This window comes from bacterium (genome assembly GCA_030019025.1).
Lineage (GTDB): Bacteria > Hydrothermota > Hydrothermia > UBA1063 > UBA1063 > UBA1063.
The window spans coordinates 1-14,781 of sequence record JASEFR010000016.1 but is presented as its reverse complement, the minus strand read 5'-3'; the positions used below and the strand labels follow the sequence as shown (position 1 = coordinate 14,781).

At 42.9% G+C, this 14,781-nt stretch carries 16 protein-coding genes and 1 other RNA gene; 7 read left to right on the top strand and 10 right to left on the bottom strand.

The genetic code is table 11. The annotated features are described in order from the left end of the window. The first annotated feature begins 17 nt into the window (after positions 1-17). Genes QMD82_05310 through panC form a run of 4 tightly spaced genes read left to right on the top strand, consistent with a single transcriptional unit; the run spans position 18 to position 4,966 of the window. A complete protein-coding gene (locus QMD82_05310; protein ID MDI6851336.1) occupies positions 18-2,186 on the top strand; it encodes a glycosyl hydrolase family 18 protein in 2,169 nt (722 codons plus the stop codon). A gap of 12 nt (positions 2,187-2,198) precedes the next feature. Next, positions 2,199-3,275: a M42 family metallopeptidase gene (locus QMD82_05305; GenBank protein ID MDI6851335.1), complete on the top strand. Its 1,077-nt coding sequence runs from the start codon at positions 2,199-2,201 to the stop codon at positions 3,273-3,275. A gap of 6 nt (positions 3,276-3,281) precedes the next feature. Beyond that, positions 3,282-4,094: a 3-methyl-2-oxobutanoate hydroxymethyltransferase gene (gene panB / locus QMD82_05300; GenBank protein MDI6851334.1), complete on the top strand. Its 813-nt coding sequence runs from the start codon at positions 3,282-3,284 to the stop codon at positions 4,092-4,094. After that, positions 4,094-4,966: a pantoate--beta-alanine ligase gene (gene panC, locus QMD82_05295; GenBank protein ID MDI6851333.1), complete on the top strand. Its 873-nt coding sequence runs from the start codon at positions 4,094-4,096 to the stop codon at positions 4,964-4,966. The genes panB and panC overlap by 1 nt, the downstream gene beginning before the upstream one ends. Positions 4,967-5,134: 168 nt before the next feature. On the opposite strand, the gene QMD82_05290 is transcribed toward panC, so the two are convergent. The 9 genes from QMD82_05290 to gcvH are packed head-to-tail and all read right to left on the bottom strand — an operon-like array spanning position 5,135 to position 12,692. After that, a complete protein-coding gene (locus QMD82_05290) occupies positions 5,135-6,370 on the bottom strand; it encodes an aminotransferase class I/II-fold pyridoxal phosphate-dependent enzyme (protein ID MDI6851332.1) in 1,236 nt (411 codons plus the stop codon). A gap of 10 nt (positions 6,371-6,380) precedes the next feature. Then, positions 6,381-7,340 (bottom strand): L-threonine 3-dehydrogenase, encoded by a 960-nt coding sequence (locus QMD82_05285; GenBank protein MDI6851331.1) that lies wholly within the window; start codon positions 7,338-7,340, stop codon positions 6,381-6,383. A 23-nt stretch (positions 7,341-7,363) separates the two neighbouring features. After that, the gene (locus tag QMD82_05280; GenBank protein MDI6851330.1) at positions 7,364-8,056 is read right to left on the bottom strand and encodes an HAD family hydrolase; all 693 of its coding nucleotides are present in this window, start codon (positions 8,054-8,056) and stop codon (positions 7,364-7,366) included. Further along, on the bottom strand, positions 8,053-8,358 hold the full coding sequence (gatC, locus tag QMD82_05275) for an Asp-tRNA(Asn)/Glu-tRNA(Gln) amidotransferase subunit GatC (GenBank protein MDI6851329.1): 306 nt from the start codon (positions 8,356-8,358) through the stop codon (positions 8,053-8,055). The genes QMD82_05280 and gatC overlap by 4 nt, the downstream gene beginning before the upstream one ends. 3 nt (positions 8,359-8,361) lie before the next feature. Next, a complete protein-coding gene (locus QMD82_05270; protein ID MDI6851328.1) occupies positions 8,362-9,342 on the bottom strand; it encodes an NTP transferase domain-containing protein in 981 nt (326 codons plus the stop codon). Continuing rightward, on the bottom strand, positions 9,339-10,457 hold the full coding sequence (locus tag QMD82_05265) for a 2-oxoacid:acceptor oxidoreductase subunit alpha (GenBank protein ID MDI6851327.1): 1,119 nt from the start codon (positions 10,455-10,457) through the stop codon (positions 9,339-9,341). The genes QMD82_05270 and QMD82_05265 overlap by 4 nt, the downstream gene beginning before the upstream one ends. Next, positions 10,457-10,948, bottom strand: coding sequence for an ACT domain-containing protein (locus QMD82_05260; GenBank protein MDI6851326.1), 492 nt, complete (start codon positions 10,946-10,948; stop codon positions 10,457-10,459). Before QMD82_05260 ends, QMD82_05265 begins: the two co-directional genes overlap by 1 nt. A gap of 2 nt (positions 10,949-10,950) precedes the next feature. Then, the gene (gene gcvPA / locus QMD82_05255) at positions 10,951-12,303 is read right to left on the bottom strand and encodes an aminomethyl-transferring glycine dehydrogenase subunit GcvPA (GenBank protein ID MDI6851325.1); all 1,353 of its coding nucleotides are present in this window, start codon (positions 12,301-12,303) and stop codon (positions 10,951-10,953) included. A gap of 2 nt (positions 12,304-12,305) precedes the next feature. Next, a complete protein-coding gene (gene gcvH, locus QMD82_05250) occupies positions 12,306-12,692 on the bottom strand; it encodes a glycine cleavage system protein GcvH (protein MDI6851324.1) in 387 nt (128 codons plus the stop codon). A 113-nt stretch (positions 12,693-12,805) separates the two neighbouring features. On the opposite strand from gcvH, the gene rnpB reads away from it, so the two are divergent. The 3 genes from rnpB to QMD82_05235 all read left to right on the top strand — a co-directional run bounded on the left by rnpB (position 12,806) and on the right by QMD82_05235 (position 14,290). Beyond that, positions 12,806-13,171: RNase P RNA component class A (gene rnpB / locus QMD82_05245), an RNA gene on the top strand. A gap of 44 nt (positions 13,172-13,215) precedes the next feature. Then, positions 13,216-13,587 (top strand): MerR family transcriptional regulator, encoded by a 372-nt coding sequence (locus tag QMD82_05240; GenBank protein MDI6851323.1) that lies wholly within the window; start codon positions 13,216-13,218, stop codon positions 13,585-13,587. After that, positions 13,547-14,290: an undecaprenyl-diphosphate phosphatase gene (locus QMD82_05235; GenBank protein ID MDI6851322.1), complete on the top strand. Its 744-nt coding sequence runs from the start codon at positions 13,547-13,549 to the stop codon at positions 14,288-14,290. Before QMD82_05240 ends, QMD82_05235 begins: the two co-directional genes overlap by 41 nt. On the opposite strand, the gene QMD82_05230 is transcribed toward QMD82_05235, so the two are convergent. Beyond that, complete coding sequence (locus tag QMD82_05230; protein MDI6851321.1) at positions 14,267-14,620, bottom strand: Ig-like domain-containing protein; 354 nt, start codon at positions 14,618-14,620, stop codon at positions 14,267-14,269. The two genes, QMD82_05235 and QMD82_05230, sit on opposite strands and share 24 nt — an antisense overlap. Between the last annotated feature and the right edge of the window lie 161 nt (positions 14,621-14,781).

Here is a 14,781-nt window from a genome sequence, read left to right as displayed (position 1 = left end):
TAACAAGGAGGTTAAAAGTGAAAGTCTTATTATACTTACTCATTTCTCAGCCTTACCTTCCATCCATCCACCAAATTGAATATTACGCCCACTTAGATAAAGCAGTCTTTTCACCTCTCAGCGATACCCCTATTGCGGTCGAGCCCCTTCAAGAATCAAAGGGTCTTAGACACATTTTCTACGGATACTGCCCTTACTGGATAGACACCCTTAACTACGACTATTTAGACTTTTCCCTAATTACCCACGTAGCCTACTTTTCAGTGAGCATTGATACCAATGGTGACGTTGTGAGTTTCCCTTACTCTGATCGCTTCATCACACTGATAAACCGGGCACACAAGCGAGGAGTAAGGGTCCACATCACTTTCAACATTTTTGGGAATAGTTCTGTATCAAACTTTCTGAACAACGCAGGTGCCCGGCTCAACGCCATAAACAATATCGTCCAATTTGTTGAAAACTATAACATTGAAGGTGTAAATATAGATTTTGAGTATGTAACCCAAACCGTCAAGGATAGCTTTTCCCGTTTCATCAACGACCTTTATTACGCTCTTCAAAACAGTACTTCAAGAAGAAAAGACCTATTTATTGCAATGCCAGCGGTTCCCGAATGGTACCCCGGATACGATTACACCTACCTCTCTACCCACAGTGATGGCCTTTTCATAATGGGGTATGACTTTCATTATCGAGGTTCAACTTATGCGGGGCCCGTGGCACCAGCCATACCTTCTTCCGTCTGGGGACAGTATTGTATCGCAAAAACCATTGGGAGCTACAAGGCTCGATGCTCTCCTTCAAAACTCATTCTCGGCATGCCCTACTATGGCTATCGCTGGCCAACCGAATCGGAAAACATCAACAGCCCCACTACAGACTCAGGATCCGCTGTTTTTGCCTATACTGCCATGCAAGAAGCAAACACCATCGGCAGGCTCTGGGATTCCAATTCCCCTACTCCTTGGTACCGCTACGTTTATGACTCCAATTGGTATCAGGTCTGGTACGAGGACACTGCCTCGATCCGAGTAAAGATACGAATAGCCAGAGACAGCTCCATTAAAGGCATGGGGTGTTGGGCTCTAACATATGATAATGGAATCTTCAACAACATCATCAGGGAAGAGCTAAATATACCAGCAACACAAGAACATTTTGTAGTCAAAGTTATAACTCAGGAACTCGATATACAGGAAGGTCCTTCAACTAATTATCCCGTGATCACCACTGCAACCTATGGGAGTAAATTCGTTGCCTTTCAATACGAAGGAAACTGGTATAAGATATACTTTCCCTCAGCAAGTGGCGGATATTACGGATACATTTACGGGGGAGATGGAATTAATGAAAAAAATTTAGAAGGTTCTTCAGGGGATACCATCGCCGTTTGTACCGCTGACCTTTTAAATGTGCGGAAGGGCCCTTCTACATCTGATTCAATTATTACACAAATTACCAGAGGTCAGGCTTTTGTTTTAGATTCCATAGCCAGTGGATGGGGAAGGATTTACCTTCCAGATTTGCAGGGCAATACAAAGGGATGGATATCTCTCAGTTACGCAACATTATTTAGCAACCTGGAAGACTACAATCCATTAACAGGCGAACTTCTTGAGGTGATCTATCCAGACTCAACTCTTGCCCCCTTTGATACCTTTACCCTCCGACTAAAGATTAAAAATCTTTCTTACTCCCCCTTCGATTCACTGACCCAACTCGTAAGCTCCTTGGACGTTTCTAACTTCTATTATTCTGATTATTGGGTAAATCAGAAAAGAGCAAAGCCCCTTGGCCATTTTGGCCTCCCAAACCAGACCTTTTACTTTGACTTCAAAATGAGAGTTTCCAGAGAAGAAGAAGGACCTTTGAGTGAAACCTTTTACCTTGTAAGAGGCAACGACACGATTCTGGGTCCCATTTTGATCAACGTCACACTCCCCGTGGAAGAGGAAAGGCCTTCATCTATCCTTAGCCTTAGTGGAAAATCTTTAAGGGTAACTGGAATCGGCCCTGATTTAGCAATTCTTGAGATTTTTGACACCATAGGGCGAAGAGTTGTTCAAAAAGAAATAACCGACGGTTTTGAGGTAGATTTGTGTCTTACACGAGGCGTTTATTTTGCTGTGCTTAAAAAACACAATAAAATTTTGCTGGTTAAAAAATTTGCTGTCTTATATTAAGGGAGGACAGAGATGGAAAAAAATAGAGAGAAATTCTTGGAAACCCTCGTAAATGCCATGAGTCCATCGGGTTTCGAGGAAGAGGCAGTGAAAGTTTGGGTGGAAAGAGCAAAACCTTATGCAGACAAAGTCTATACCGATTATCACGGTAATGCCATCGCGGTCATAAACGAAGGTAAAGAGCCAAGAATAATGCTGGCCGGACACATTGATGAAATTGGTTATATGATAACCTACGTAGATGAACAGGGTTACCTTTACTTCAATACCATAGGTGGGGTTGACCCTCAGATTGCTCAAGGTCAGAGGGTCTGGATCAAGGGGAAGGATGGTTCAAGGATTCTCGGTGTAATAGGAAAAAAAGCCATCCACCTACTGGATGAAGAAGAAAGAAAAAGAGTGCCAAAATTTAAAGAAATGTGGATTGACATAGGGGCGAGAAATAAGGACGAAGCTCTTGAAAAAATTGATATTGGGACATGCGCCGTAAATGCCCAATCCTACGAAAGACTTTACAATAACAACGTCGTTGCAAGGGGCTTTGATGACAGGGTGGGTGCCTTCATTGTCCTTGAGGCTTTAATTGAACTCTCCAAGGTAAAAGATAAACTAAATGCTTCTATTTATGCGGTTGCAACGGTTCAGGAAGAAATAGGCCTCAGGGGAGCCCACACCAGTGCCTTTGGAATAGATCCTCATGTTGGAATTGCCGTCGATGTAACCCATACAGCCGATCAACCTGGTGTGGAGAAAAAGGTCATTGGCGATATAAAACTGGGTGGTGGCCCCGTCATTGCAAGAGGGCCAAACATTAGTCCAAAAGTATTTGAAAAGCTTGTTGCGACAGCTAAGGAGTTAAACTTACCTTATCAAGTTGAACCTGCTCCAAGGGCCACGGGGACCGACGCCAATGCCATTCAGCTAACAAGGTCAGGGGTAGCTACAGGCCTTGTATCGGTACCCAACCGTTACATGCACACCCCCTGTGAAATTGTAAACCTCGAGGACCTTGACAACATAATAAAACTCCTCGCAGGATTCTGTGAGAGGGTAAAGAGCAAGGAAGAGTTTATACTCTATCAGATTTAAAACCCCATGAAAAAATTTACGATAGCCGACTTCTTTAGATTGAAAGAGCAAAAAGAACCCATCGTAATGGTGACAGCCTATGATTACGTTTCAGCAAGGATGGCCGACGAGGCTGGCGTAGACGCCATCCTCGTCGGTGATTCCCTTTCCATGGTGATTCAGGGGAACGAGAATACCCTCTCTTGCAACATAGAAGATGTAATATACCATACTAAAATTGTGAAAAGAGGGGTCAAAAATGCCTTTCTTATCGCTGACATGCCCTTCCTCTCATACCAGATAAGTGAGCCTGAAGCTATAAAAAATGCTGGACTTCTTATTAAAGCGGGAGCGGAAGCTGTCAAAATAGAAGGGGGAAGGGAAGTAGCAGATCTCGTAAAGAAATTAACTGATTACGGTATACCTGTTATGGGCCATCTGGGGATGACCCCTCAGCATGTCCACTCCTACGGGGGTTATAAATTACAGGCAAAAACGGAAAGAGATATTGAGCGCCTTCTTGAAGACGCCAAAATTTTAGAAGAATTGGGTGTGTTTTCAATCGTTTTAGAAATGGTTCCCGCGGAAGTGGCTGAAAGTGTTACAAAATCCGTAAAAGTTCCAACTATTGGAATTGGTGCGGGTCCCTACTGTGATGGGCAGGTCCTCGTCTTCCACGATCTACTTGGCCTTTATCCCGATTTCAGACCATCCTTTGCAAAGGCTTACAAAGAACTATATAAAGAAGGTGTTGAAGGGTTAAAGGCCTTCCGGGAAGAGGTTAAAACGAAAAAATTTCCCGATGAGAAGCATTTCTTTAAGTTAAAGAGGGCAAATTGATGGAAGTTTTAAAAAATCCTGATGAAGTTCTAAAAATTTCTCAGAGACTAAGAAAAGAAGGAAAAAGGATTGGATTCGTGCCCACCATGGGGTACCTCCATGAGGGGCATCTATCGCTGGTCAAAAAATCAAAAGAAGAGTGCGATGTCACTTTTGTTTCAATCTTTGTAAATCCAATACAGTTTGGTCCCGGTGAGGACTACGAAAGATATCCGAGAGATGAAAAGAGAGACCTCAGCCTTTTAGAGCAAGAGGGGGTAGATTATGTTTTTATCCCGGATGTAAAGGAGATGTATCCCGAAGATTTCTCAACTTTTGTTGAAGAAACGGAATTATCAAGGTATCTCTGTGGAGCTAAAAGGCCGGGGCATTTCAAGGGTGTTTGCACCGTCGTGACAAAACTCTTTAATATCGTGATGCCCGACAGGGCCTACTTTGGGAAAAAAGACTATCAGCAATTTAGAATCATTGAGCGCATGGTTAGAGATTTAAACATGGCGGTCGAAATCGTTCCCTGCCCCATTGTAAGAGAACCTGACGGCCTTGCGATGAGTTCGAGAAATGTCTATCTTACCCCCGAAGAGAGAAAAGACGCTCTCTGTCTTTACAATTCTCTTCAACTGGCATCACAAATGATAAAAAATGGGGAGCGAAACCCCGAAAAAATAAAGGCAGAAATGGAAAAATTTATCCTTCAGCACAAATCGGTAAAAAAGATCGATTACATAGAAATTGTGGATAAATACACCTTAACCCCTGTTCATGAACTGAGGGGGAGGGAGCTTATTGCCCTTGCAGTTTTCGTCGGGAAGGCCAGACTCATCGATAACATTGAAACCTCGGAAATTTTGCCTGAATGGAGCAATCAATAAAAGTATAATTTTCTACTATGACCTCAATTCAACTTGATAGCGGAATCCGATTCTATTAAGCTTCGTCTACGCAGTCACTATAGCTATCCGGAATAACCGGAAGCCTGCTGACTACATATACCTTTACTAAAAACCTATCCCTCGCTTTAAAGGCTCATTAAACAATGTTCAGTTCCAGTGCTCTTTTTTATACCTTTCAAGAACACTTAACACGTAATCAATATCATCCGGCGTATGGTCCGCATTGATCTGGAATCTAATGGTTTCATCACCCTTTGGAACAACGGGATAGTTTAGTCCTGTGGCAAGAATCCCATTATCAATGAGGTATTTTACAATATCAGAAGTTCTCCAGGTATCCCTTACAAGGAGAGGCACTATTGGATGTTCACTGACAATCGTTTCGTAGCCAAGTTTCAAGAGGCCGTTTCTAAAACGATTAGCCAGATCCCTAAGATATTTTAATCTTTCTCTACCCCTTGGACTGTCAAGGATTTCAAGGACTTTAAGAACACAAGCCGCTTCAGCAGGGGTAATAGGATTGGAGTAGATATAGGTGATTGCTTTCTCCCTTAAATAGGTTATAACTGTTTCATTGGAAACGACATAACCGCCATTCACGCCGTAAGCCTTACCCATGGTTCCAATAAGAAGGTCTGCCTTGCCACCCGTTACCTCTTCTGTGCCCCTACCTGTCTCTCCGAAAGCACCGACACCGTGAGAATCATCAACGATAGTAAAAATGTTCTCCTCAAACTCTTTGTCATATTTTTCTGCTATTCTCTGGATCTCTTTAAGGTCTGCGTAATCACCTCTCATGCTGAAAACACCATCGGTAACCACGATCACTCTCTTTGCCTTTCCCACGGCGTCCTTAACTTTCTCTTCAAGGTCTTTCATGTCAAGATGTTTGTAAATAACCTTATCCTTTGGCCTCGAAAGCCTTATGGCATTTATAATACAGTTGTGGTTCAATTCGTCGCTTATAATTATGGTCTCTGGTGTGGTAAGAGAAGAAATCACACCGATTACCGTAACGTAGGCAGCGCTGTAGATCATTGCATCTTCCCGCCCATGGAACTTAGCCAACTTTTTTTCCAGCTCCCTATGCGGGGCATATGTCCCACTTATAAACCTGACTGCTCCGGGACCAACTCCAAATTTTCTCGCTGTTTCCTCCTCAACCTTAATAATCTCCTCTTCAAACTGCATTCCAAGGTAGGAGTTGGAGTTCATCCTGATGAATTCTTTATCACCAAACCCCTTTAAATAAAATCTGGGACCTTTGCCATTTTCTGGCATCTTAACCCCAACGATGATGAACTCTTTGCCCTTCGCACGTCCTTCATTCTTGAGCTGTTCTAATTCATTACTTAACACCCTGGTTAATCTATCAAGAGCCATAATGCCCTCCTTATTTCTTTAAAAGTTTAACACTTAGTTTCTCAATCATATCTTTAACCATCGCAGAAAAATCATAATCGGGTTTCCAACCCCACTCCTCTCTTGCACAGGAGTCATCAAGACTGTCAGGCCACGAATCCGCAATGGACTGCCGAACAGGGTCAACCTCATATTCGATAATAAAGTCCGGGATATGTTTCTTTATTTCGTTAGCGAGCATCTCAGGATCGAAACTGAAGGCGGTGACGTTAAAAGCGTTCCTGTGTTTCAATTTTGAAGAGTCCGCCTCCATCAACTGCACTGCTGCCTTCAGCGCATCAGGCATATACATCATATCCAACATTGTACCGGGCTTCAAGAAGCAAACATACCTTTTCTTGAGGATCGCTTCATAAAAAATCTCCACAGCGTAATCCGTTGTCCCTCCACCAGGAGGGGTAACGTACGATATGATGCCCGGATACCTCACACCCCTCGTATCTACGCCATACTTTAACCAGTAGTAATCGGCCAAGAGTTCTCCTGCAACTTTCGTTATCCCATACATAGAAGTTGGTCTTTGAATGGTATCCTGCGGTGTTTTAACCTTCGGCGTATTTGGCCCAAAAGCAGCAATGGAACTGGGAATAAATACTGCGAGTTTAAATTCTCTTGCTACTTCAAGGACATTGTATAGACCATTTATGTTAATATCCCATGCAAGCTGTGGGTTCTTCTCACCTGCAGCGGAAAGGATTGCTGCAAGGTGATAAACTGTATCCACGTCGTATTTTTTAACTTTTTCCGCTAAGGCTTTGGCATCTCTGACATCCACGTAATCTGAAGGCCCAGAATTCACAATTTCTTCAGGCAATGGTTTGGAATGACCGCAGGCAACCACATTGTCATTACCGTAGATGTTCCTCAAAAACGGAACGAGTTCCGAACCAATCTGTCCTGCCGCACCTGTAACTAAAATTCTTTTTGCCATTTAAAACCTCCTCTTAAGCAAATCTACTTTTTTAAAAGCAGCGATGCGTCCTTTTCCAGAATGTTTAAAAGTTCGAGCATATTATTTATAACGAAATCTGCCCCACTTCTTTTCAGGTCCTCTACAGTGTAGATGCTTGTCGCAACTCCAACGGTTTTAAAGCCCGCTTTTTTCCCAGCCTCTACATCAAGAGGTGTATCACCAACCACATAAACACTGGAAGGAACTTCCACCGCACATTCAACACATCTTTCGTACGCTTTTTTCACAATCTGCCATCTTTCCCTGTGATCAGAGCCAAATCCACCACACAAGAAATATTTATTAAGATCGCCCCTCTCCAGTTTTATCCTTGCGCCCTTTTCAATATTACCCGTAGCAAGGCCAAGAAAGAATCCCTTTGAAGTATGAAGGGCATCAAGAGTTTCAACCACTCCCTCAAGGACTTTGTATTTTTCTGCTTTCCAAACCTCTTTCCTCAAGTAAAAAAGGTAAGTTTCAAGGATTTGCTGAATCTCTTCCTCATCCGGTACTCTATGAAGCTTTTTTCTGAAAATCTCTTCGACTATTGCCACATCGGTTTGCCCATGCGGATTAACAACAGACATTGCTTCATCAATTCCGTATTTCTCTTTAAAGGCAAGGTTTAAGGCTCTTGCACCTGCACCCCCAGAGTGTATAAGGGTACCGTCAATATCGAAAAGAATAAAAATCATCCCTTAGATTTCTTTGTTATGCCCCTCAGTGGAGAGGGGGCCTTAATATAATCGGTAAAGGCTTCTGGAGCATTTTGTAAAACTTCAATTTTAGGTAAAGAAGGCCCCGGGATATCCTTCCGCATCCTGAGACTGAAATTTTCATGGGGATAATAAAGAGGCTCAGCTCCTTCAGTATCAACCTCCTTTAGTTTTTCAACCATACTTAGAACTTTCCTAAAGTGTTCCGTCAATGCCTTCTCTCCCTCCTCATCGAGCTGAAGCTTTGCAAGATGCAAAACCCTTTTCACGACATCCTTCATAACTCAACCATCCTCAAGGTCCGAAAGCGAAAAAATTTTTGAATTGGGCTTAACATACTTATCCTTTAACACTATTCCAGGTCCTATAACCGAATTATCACCAATTTCAGTTTTGCCAAGAAGTGCAACAAAAGGATACAATGTGACATCCCTCCCAATTTTTACCTCTGCCTCAATATAAACCTTATCGGGGTCAACCATCGAAACGCCGTGTTCTAACATACGGTTTATAATTCTCTTAAGCATGATCCGATTCGCAAGCCCCAGTTGTTCTCTTGTGTTAACTCCGAGAATCTCCTCCCAATTATCTATCCGGTGGGCGAAGACATTACCCATCCTTCTCTGCAAGATTTCTATAATGTCGGTCAAGTAATATTCTCCCTGCCGATTATCAGGTCTTAATTCGTGGATATACTGAAACAAAACGGGAATGTAAAAAACGTACATTCCCGAATTCACCTCTTTAATCGCCTTTTCTTCGGGAAATGCGTCAGCTTCCTCCACAATCATCAGAATTCTATCACCAACCGACCTTACTATTCGTCCATAACCAGTTGGGTCTGGAACCTCAGCGGTTAAAACCGTTGCGTAAGCCCCACGGGACCTATGAAACCCAACCAACTCCTTAGCTGTCTCCTCTGTAAGTAAGGGTGCATCACCCGGTATAACGAAAAGGTCAGCATCTTCGTTCCCGATGTGCTTCTCCAATCTCTTTACCGCATCTCCTGTCCCCTTGGGTTCCTCCTGAACTACAATCTCCACAGATTCATCCTTTAAAAAATCCACGATCTGGTCCATGTAAGGACCACCAACTACGACAAAAATTTTTTCTGGATTTAAACTCTTTGCAACCCTGAGGGGAAAAAAGAGAAGAGGTTTACCAGCGACTTCGTGAAGAACTTTGGTCCGGTTTGAGTTCATTCTCTTCGCCTTACCCGCCGCAAGAATTGCAACGTACAACTTCCTCTCTTCGCCTCGCCTCATAACGCTACCTTTTTAATAAAATCAAAAATCACATCAGGCTCAAAAAGTTCACAATCATAGCGATTTAATGGAACGACCTTCTCAGAACCAAGAATTTCCGTAATAACATGAACATACTGCCCCATGTTCATCTCGGGCACCACTACTACCTTTGCTCTCTCTCTTAACGAAGTTACGGACCTCACCGGTTCTGGCCAAAGGATTTTGGGTCTCAAGAGTCCCGCTTTTATTCCCTCACCATTTAACCTATCAACGACCTCTTTAACAGCTCTTGAAACTATACCGTAAGCGACAAAAAAGACGTCTCCTTCCTCTTCACCGTAAAATTCAACGAAAGATTCTGACATCTCGGAGGCTTTTTCCATTTTTGCTCTAAACCTATCAAGCTTCCATTTCATAAGCTCATTTTTATTCGTCGGAAATCCATCAGCACTGTGAAATAAACCGGTAATGTGATACCTCTTTCCTTCGCCAAAAGGCAAAAGGTAAAATCCAGTCTCCTGCCCATCCATAAATGGCAGAAAATCTTTCGGATCAACCTTGGCCAATTTCGCCTCTTTAACACTATCAGGAATGTTTACTTTCTCCCTCATGTGGGAAGTAATTTCGTCAGTAAGAAGTACTACCGGAACTCTTAAAAATTCAGAAATATTAACTCCTTCCACAACAAGATCAAAAACCTCCTGAACCGAGGCAGGAGCAAGAACGACTACAGGATGATCGCCATGAGTTCCCCATCTCGACTGCATTACATCACCCTGCATCGGCATAGTAGGAGCACCGGTTGATGGACCTCCTCTCATAGAATTCACAATCAACACAGGAACCTCTGCCATAGCAGCGAAGCCAAGGTGTTCTTGCATCAAAGAAAAACCTGGACCACTGGTGGCAGTCATTGCTTTCAATCCGCCAAGCCTTGCTCCGATACAGGCTGCAAGACTTGCAATCTCGTCTTCAAACTGTATAAAGACACCGCCAACCTTGGGTAACTCTCTCGCCATTACCTCGGCAATTTCCGATGACGGTGTTATAGGATACCCTCCGTAAAATCTTACTCCTGCTTTAATTGCTCCGATCGCAGCAGCTTCATTACCCTGAAGTAACTCTATGGCCATTATAAATAACCCTCCTCTACCGAAAGGCCAAGGACATCAGTTAAAACGAGTACAGCCCTATCCACGAGTTCTTCTCTAATAACGATGGAAATGGAATCCACAGAGGTCCCTATCATTTCAATATTCACACCAGCCTCGGCCAGTAGATTGAAAATCTTCGCTGCAACCCCCGGGGTCCTTGAAATCTCTCTAGTACCGTAGAAGACCAGTAAAGCGACCTTGGGATCATAGGCGATTCCCGTGGCGTCAGAGATTTCAATTAATTCATCCTCCATTTCCTGTATCTGAGGCAATTGACTTTCAAGAATGAGAAAAGCAATATCCGATCTTCCTTTACTGGAAGGGCCTGAAACGATAAGTTCTACATTTATCCCATTAGATGCAAGTTTCTCAAAAATTTCGGCTGCAATTCCAGGTTTGTCCTTTACTGCTCTCAATATAACCTTTACCACTTTCCTGTTCACCCAAAGTTCTTCAATCGGAAATGCCATCTTTACCTCCTCAAAATCTCGTTTACGAGTGTTACATAATTATCTATATCGGAAGCAGAAAGTTTTTCTGTCGTTGCAATGCTCATCCATTTTTCAGGGTAGCCAAATTGCGAAAGGGCCACTCCTGCAAGGATGCCCTTTTCCAGTGCTCTTTCTATAACCTTTTCGGCTTCTATGGGCAGTTCGACAACAAACTCGTTGAATATGGGTCCACTGAATACCCTTTTAACTGGGGTTTCCTTAACCAGTCTGTCAAGAAGATAGTGGGCTCTAACTGTATTTTGGAAGGCAATCTCCTTAATTCCATTTTTACCAAGAAGACTCAAGTATATAAGAGCCATAAGGGCACAGAGGTTTTGATTACTGCATATATTAGAAGTAGCCTTCTCCCGTCTAATATGTTGCTCTCTGGTCTGTAAAGTCATTACAAATCCCCGTTTCCCTTCCAGATCCCTTGTTTCCCCGATTATTCTTCCGGGCATTTGCCGAATGTGTTCCATCCTGGCAGAAAATAGCCCGAGATAAGGCCCACCAAAGGAAAGAGGGATGCCGAGAGGCTGACCTTCCCCAACGGCAATATCAGCACCATGCTCTCCAGGAGGTGCAAGAAGACCCAGAGAAATAGGATTGTAAACAGAAATTAAAAGGGCTCCTTTTTCATCAAGTATCTTTCTTATTTCAAAGCCGTCCTCAACCACACCAAAGAAATTAGGTGTTTGAAAGGCAAAGGTGGCAGTATTTTCGTCCAACTTTGATCTTAAATCGGCGAGGTCCACCTGTCCTGTTGCACTATCGTACTTAACCCCCTCAAGGGACACCCCTTCAAGGTTTACATAAGTCTTAACCACCGCCAAGTAGTTAGGATGTATACTTTCTGCATAAAGGACCTTCTTCCTTTCCGGTTTCAACCTTAATGCCATGAGAATGGCCTCTGCAAGAGCGGTGGCACCATCATACATAGAAGCATTGGTCACTTCCATTTTCGTCAGTTCGCAAATTACCGATTGGTACTCAAAAATTGCCTGCAATGTCCCTTGAGAAACTTCTGCCTGGTAAGGTGTATAAGCGGTGTAGAACTCTGACCTTGATATAATAAAAGGTATCACTTTGGGTACGTAATGGTCATAGGCCCCAGCACCCGCAAAAATTTTAAGGTTATGAAGATTCTCGTTTGATAAAGCCTCCAGCAACTCAACAGCTTCTTCCTCAGAAATTGCAGAAGGTATATTCAATTCGCCTTTGTAAAAGTATTCCTCGGGAATATCTTTAAGTAATTCCCTGTACGATTTCACTCCAAGAAAGTTAAACATCTCCTCCCTGTCTTTATCAGTCAGAGGGAGGAATGGATGACCCATAACTATTCCTCCGCGATAAGTTTCTTATATTCCTCGGCACTGAGGCATTCTTTTAATTCTTCGGGATTGCTCATCTTAATCTTACAAATCCAACCTTCTCCATAAGGGTCCTTATTTACAAGCGATGGTTCGTCTTTTAGTTTTTCATTTACTTCAATGATCTCTCCGGATACAGGGGTATAGACACTGGCAACAGTTTTTACAGCCTCAACCGATGCTATCTCTTCTCCCTTATTAACCTGTTTTCCCACGGGGGGGAGCTCCACATAAACAACATCCGAAAGCTCTGACTGGGCATAATCCGTAATACCAATAACTGCAAGGTTATCACCCTCTACCCTAACCCATTCATGTTCGCGAGTATATTTCAAATCGTCGGGTACCAACATTTATATACCTCCTTTCAAGTTAAGTTTTGGTATAATTTTAAATGCCTAATCTCAATCAGTCAATAAAATGGGCCTTGACTTTTCAAATTGAAGGAATTATTAATATAAATGGTGAGGGAGGTCGGGAAGTCGCATCCCTTTCTTGGGATGAGGAAAGTCCGAGCTCCAAAGGGCAGGGTGCCACCTAACAGGTGGGCGCGGTAACGCGACGGATAGGGCCACAGAAACAAGACAGCCGATGGCCCGAAAGGGCTCAGGCTAAGGTGAAACCGTGGGGTAAGAGCCCACGATGGTGTCATGCAAGTGGCACCATGGCAACCCCCACCCGGAGCAAGGTCAAGCAGGGGCGACGGAGTGGCCCGCTCCCAGTCCTCGCCTGAGGACTAAGCCCCGGGTAGACCGCTAAAATCCACCGGGGACGGTGGATTAAGAGAAATGACTTCCCTCGACAGAACTCGGCTTACAGACCTCCCTCACCCTTTTCCTTTTGAAGCTTCAAAGGTTAAGCATTATATTTTTAAAAATGTTAAACAAACGTTATTATACCCAGAAGGAAGTCGCGGAACTTTTAGGGGTAAATCCTGGTATCATATCTTATTGGGAGGAAAAACTCAGGATTTTTAGGCCTAAAAAGAGAGGGGGAAGAAAACTTTTTACTTCTTCAGACCTTAAAAAGGCTCTTCTTGTAAAGAAACTCCTTGATAGTGGGATCTCTCTGAAAGGAGTGAAAAAGAGACTGGAGGAAGAATCTGTAGAGGAATTAATGCCCGAAGTCCTTTCAGAAGTTGTTCAAGAAATTAAGGAAACCATTGATCAAACGCTCAAAGAACTGGAAGAACTGAGGAGGTACCTTGATGAAAGAATTTCTAATTGGCGTAATCCAGGGGATCACTGAATTCTTGCCAGTCTCAAGCTCAGGTCACCTCGTGTTGGCACAAAACATTCTGAGTTTAGAAAAACCCGGCATTGAGCTTGAACTTACAGTCCACCTTGCAACTCTCTTTGCAGTAGTGCTATTTTTCTGGAAAGATATCAAGAAACTTTTTGTTAGAGAAAAACTCGTGAATCATCCGATTTTCCTGCTCTTTGTAGGCTCGATACCTGCAGGTATAGCAGGCTTTTTGCTTAAAGATAAGATTGAAGCCTATTTCGAATCTATTGAATATTTGCCATACTTTTTTATACTGAACAGTGCTATCCTGCTTTCCACCCTTTTCAGAAAAGAATATAAAACCCAGAAAATTACACCTTTAACTGCCTTTATCATCGGTATTGCACAAGCTATTGCGATCCTTCCGGGTGTTTCCCGTTCGGGAAGTACCGTGAGTACTGCCCTTCTCCTCGGAATTGTTCCCCAAACAGCCTTCTCTTTCTCCTTTCTGCTTTCCATTCCTGCTATTGGCGGTGCAGTACTTTTAAGTTTAAAGGAATTCGCATTTACCAACTTAAATAGTCTAATTATACCCTTTTTTAGTGCATTCCTTACAAGCCTCGGGAGTCTGTTTGTTTTAAGAAAAATCGTTCAAATGAGAAGAATATACCTCTTTGGAATCTATACCCTCGTACTTGCGATTTTAATTCTCTTCTTCCTTCACTAAAGGCCGAAAAATCTTCACTGGCCTTGACTCGCCCGTATTATCCCAGAAATCAGTGGCCCTCACTTTAACTGTTGCGACGGAATCCTGAATCGTTTCCAATTTTATTTCCAGCGAGAAGGGAGGAATAGAGTCCACACTCACTATTTTCTCATTTATCAATAAAGCAACCTTTTTAATGGCAGATTCATCATTTATAAAAAAGTTTACGATAGTATCTGCATAAATGGTATCTCCTTCCTCGGGGAAAGTTATTTTAATCTGAGGTGGATTAACATCTGGTTTACCCGGCGGAGGGGTTTTGTATCCGCATGAAATAATGAAAAAAGCCAAAAAAGCAAAAGTTAAGCGTCTCACTTTTTTCCTTTTCTTTCCTTAAGTGCCTCTTTTAAAAACTTTTCATAATAGCCTTTATCTCTGAGGTCGTTAAACCCGTCCTTATTCTCATCCTTAAACTTTTTCTTTTCCGTCTTAATCTCAGTCTTTTTAGCCTT

Excerpts from the sequence above, each read along its gene's own strand:
- QMD82_05260 (MDI6851326.1), bottom strand. The coding sequence starts at position 10,948 with ATGGCATTTCCGATTGAAGAACTTTGGGTGAACAGGAAAGTGGTAAAG.
- panB (MDI6851334.1), top strand. The coding sequence starts at position 3,282 with ATGAAAAAATTTACGATAGCCGACTTCTTTAGATTGAAAGAGCAAAAA.
- gcvPA (MDI6851325.1), bottom strand. The coding sequence starts at position 12,303 with ATGGGTCATCCATTCCTCCCTCTGACTGATAAAGACAGGGAGGAGATG.
- QMD82_05270 (MDI6851328.1), bottom strand. The coding sequence starts at position 9,342 with ATGAGGCGAGGCGAAGAGAGGAAGTTGTACGTTGCAATTCTTGCGGCG.
- QMD82_05280 (MDI6851330.1), bottom strand. The coding sequence starts at position 8,056 with ATGATTTTTATTCTTTTCGATATTGACGGTACCCTTATACACTCTGGG.
- QMD82_05285 (MDI6851331.1), bottom strand. The coding sequence starts at position 7,340 with ATGGCAAAAAGAATTTTAGTTACAGGTGCGGCAGGACAGATTGGTTCG.
- panC (MDI6851333.1), top strand. The coding sequence starts at position 4,094 with ATGGAAGTTTTAAAAAATCCTGATGAAGTTCTAAAAATTTCTCAGAGA.
- gatC (MDI6851329.1), bottom strand. The coding sequence starts at position 8,358 with ATGAAGGATGTCGTGAAAAGGGTTTTGCATCTTGCAAAGCTTCAGCTC.
- QMD82_05290 (MDI6851332.1), bottom strand. The coding sequence starts at position 6,370 with ATGGCTCTTGATAGATTAACCAGGGTGTTAAGTAATGAATTAGAACAG.
- QMD82_05305 (MDI6851335.1), top strand. The coding sequence starts at position 2,199 with ATGGAAAAAAATAGAGAGAAATTCTTGGAAACCCTCGTAAATGCCATG.
- QMD82_05235 (MDI6851322.1), top strand. The coding sequence starts at position 13,547 with ATGAAAGAATTTCTAATTGGCGTAATCCAGGGGATCACTGAATTCTTG.
- gcvH (MDI6851324.1), bottom strand. The coding sequence starts at position 12,692 with ATGTTGGTACCCGACGATTTGAAATATACTCGCGAACATGAATGGGTT.
- QMD82_05265 (MDI6851327.1), bottom strand. The coding sequence starts at position 10,457 with ATGGCCATAGAGTTACTTCAGGGTAATGAAGCTGCTGCGATCGGAGCA.
- QMD82_05240 (MDI6851323.1), top strand. The coding sequence starts at position 13,216 with ATGTTAAACAAACGTTATTATACCCAGAAGGAAGTCGCGGAACTTTTA.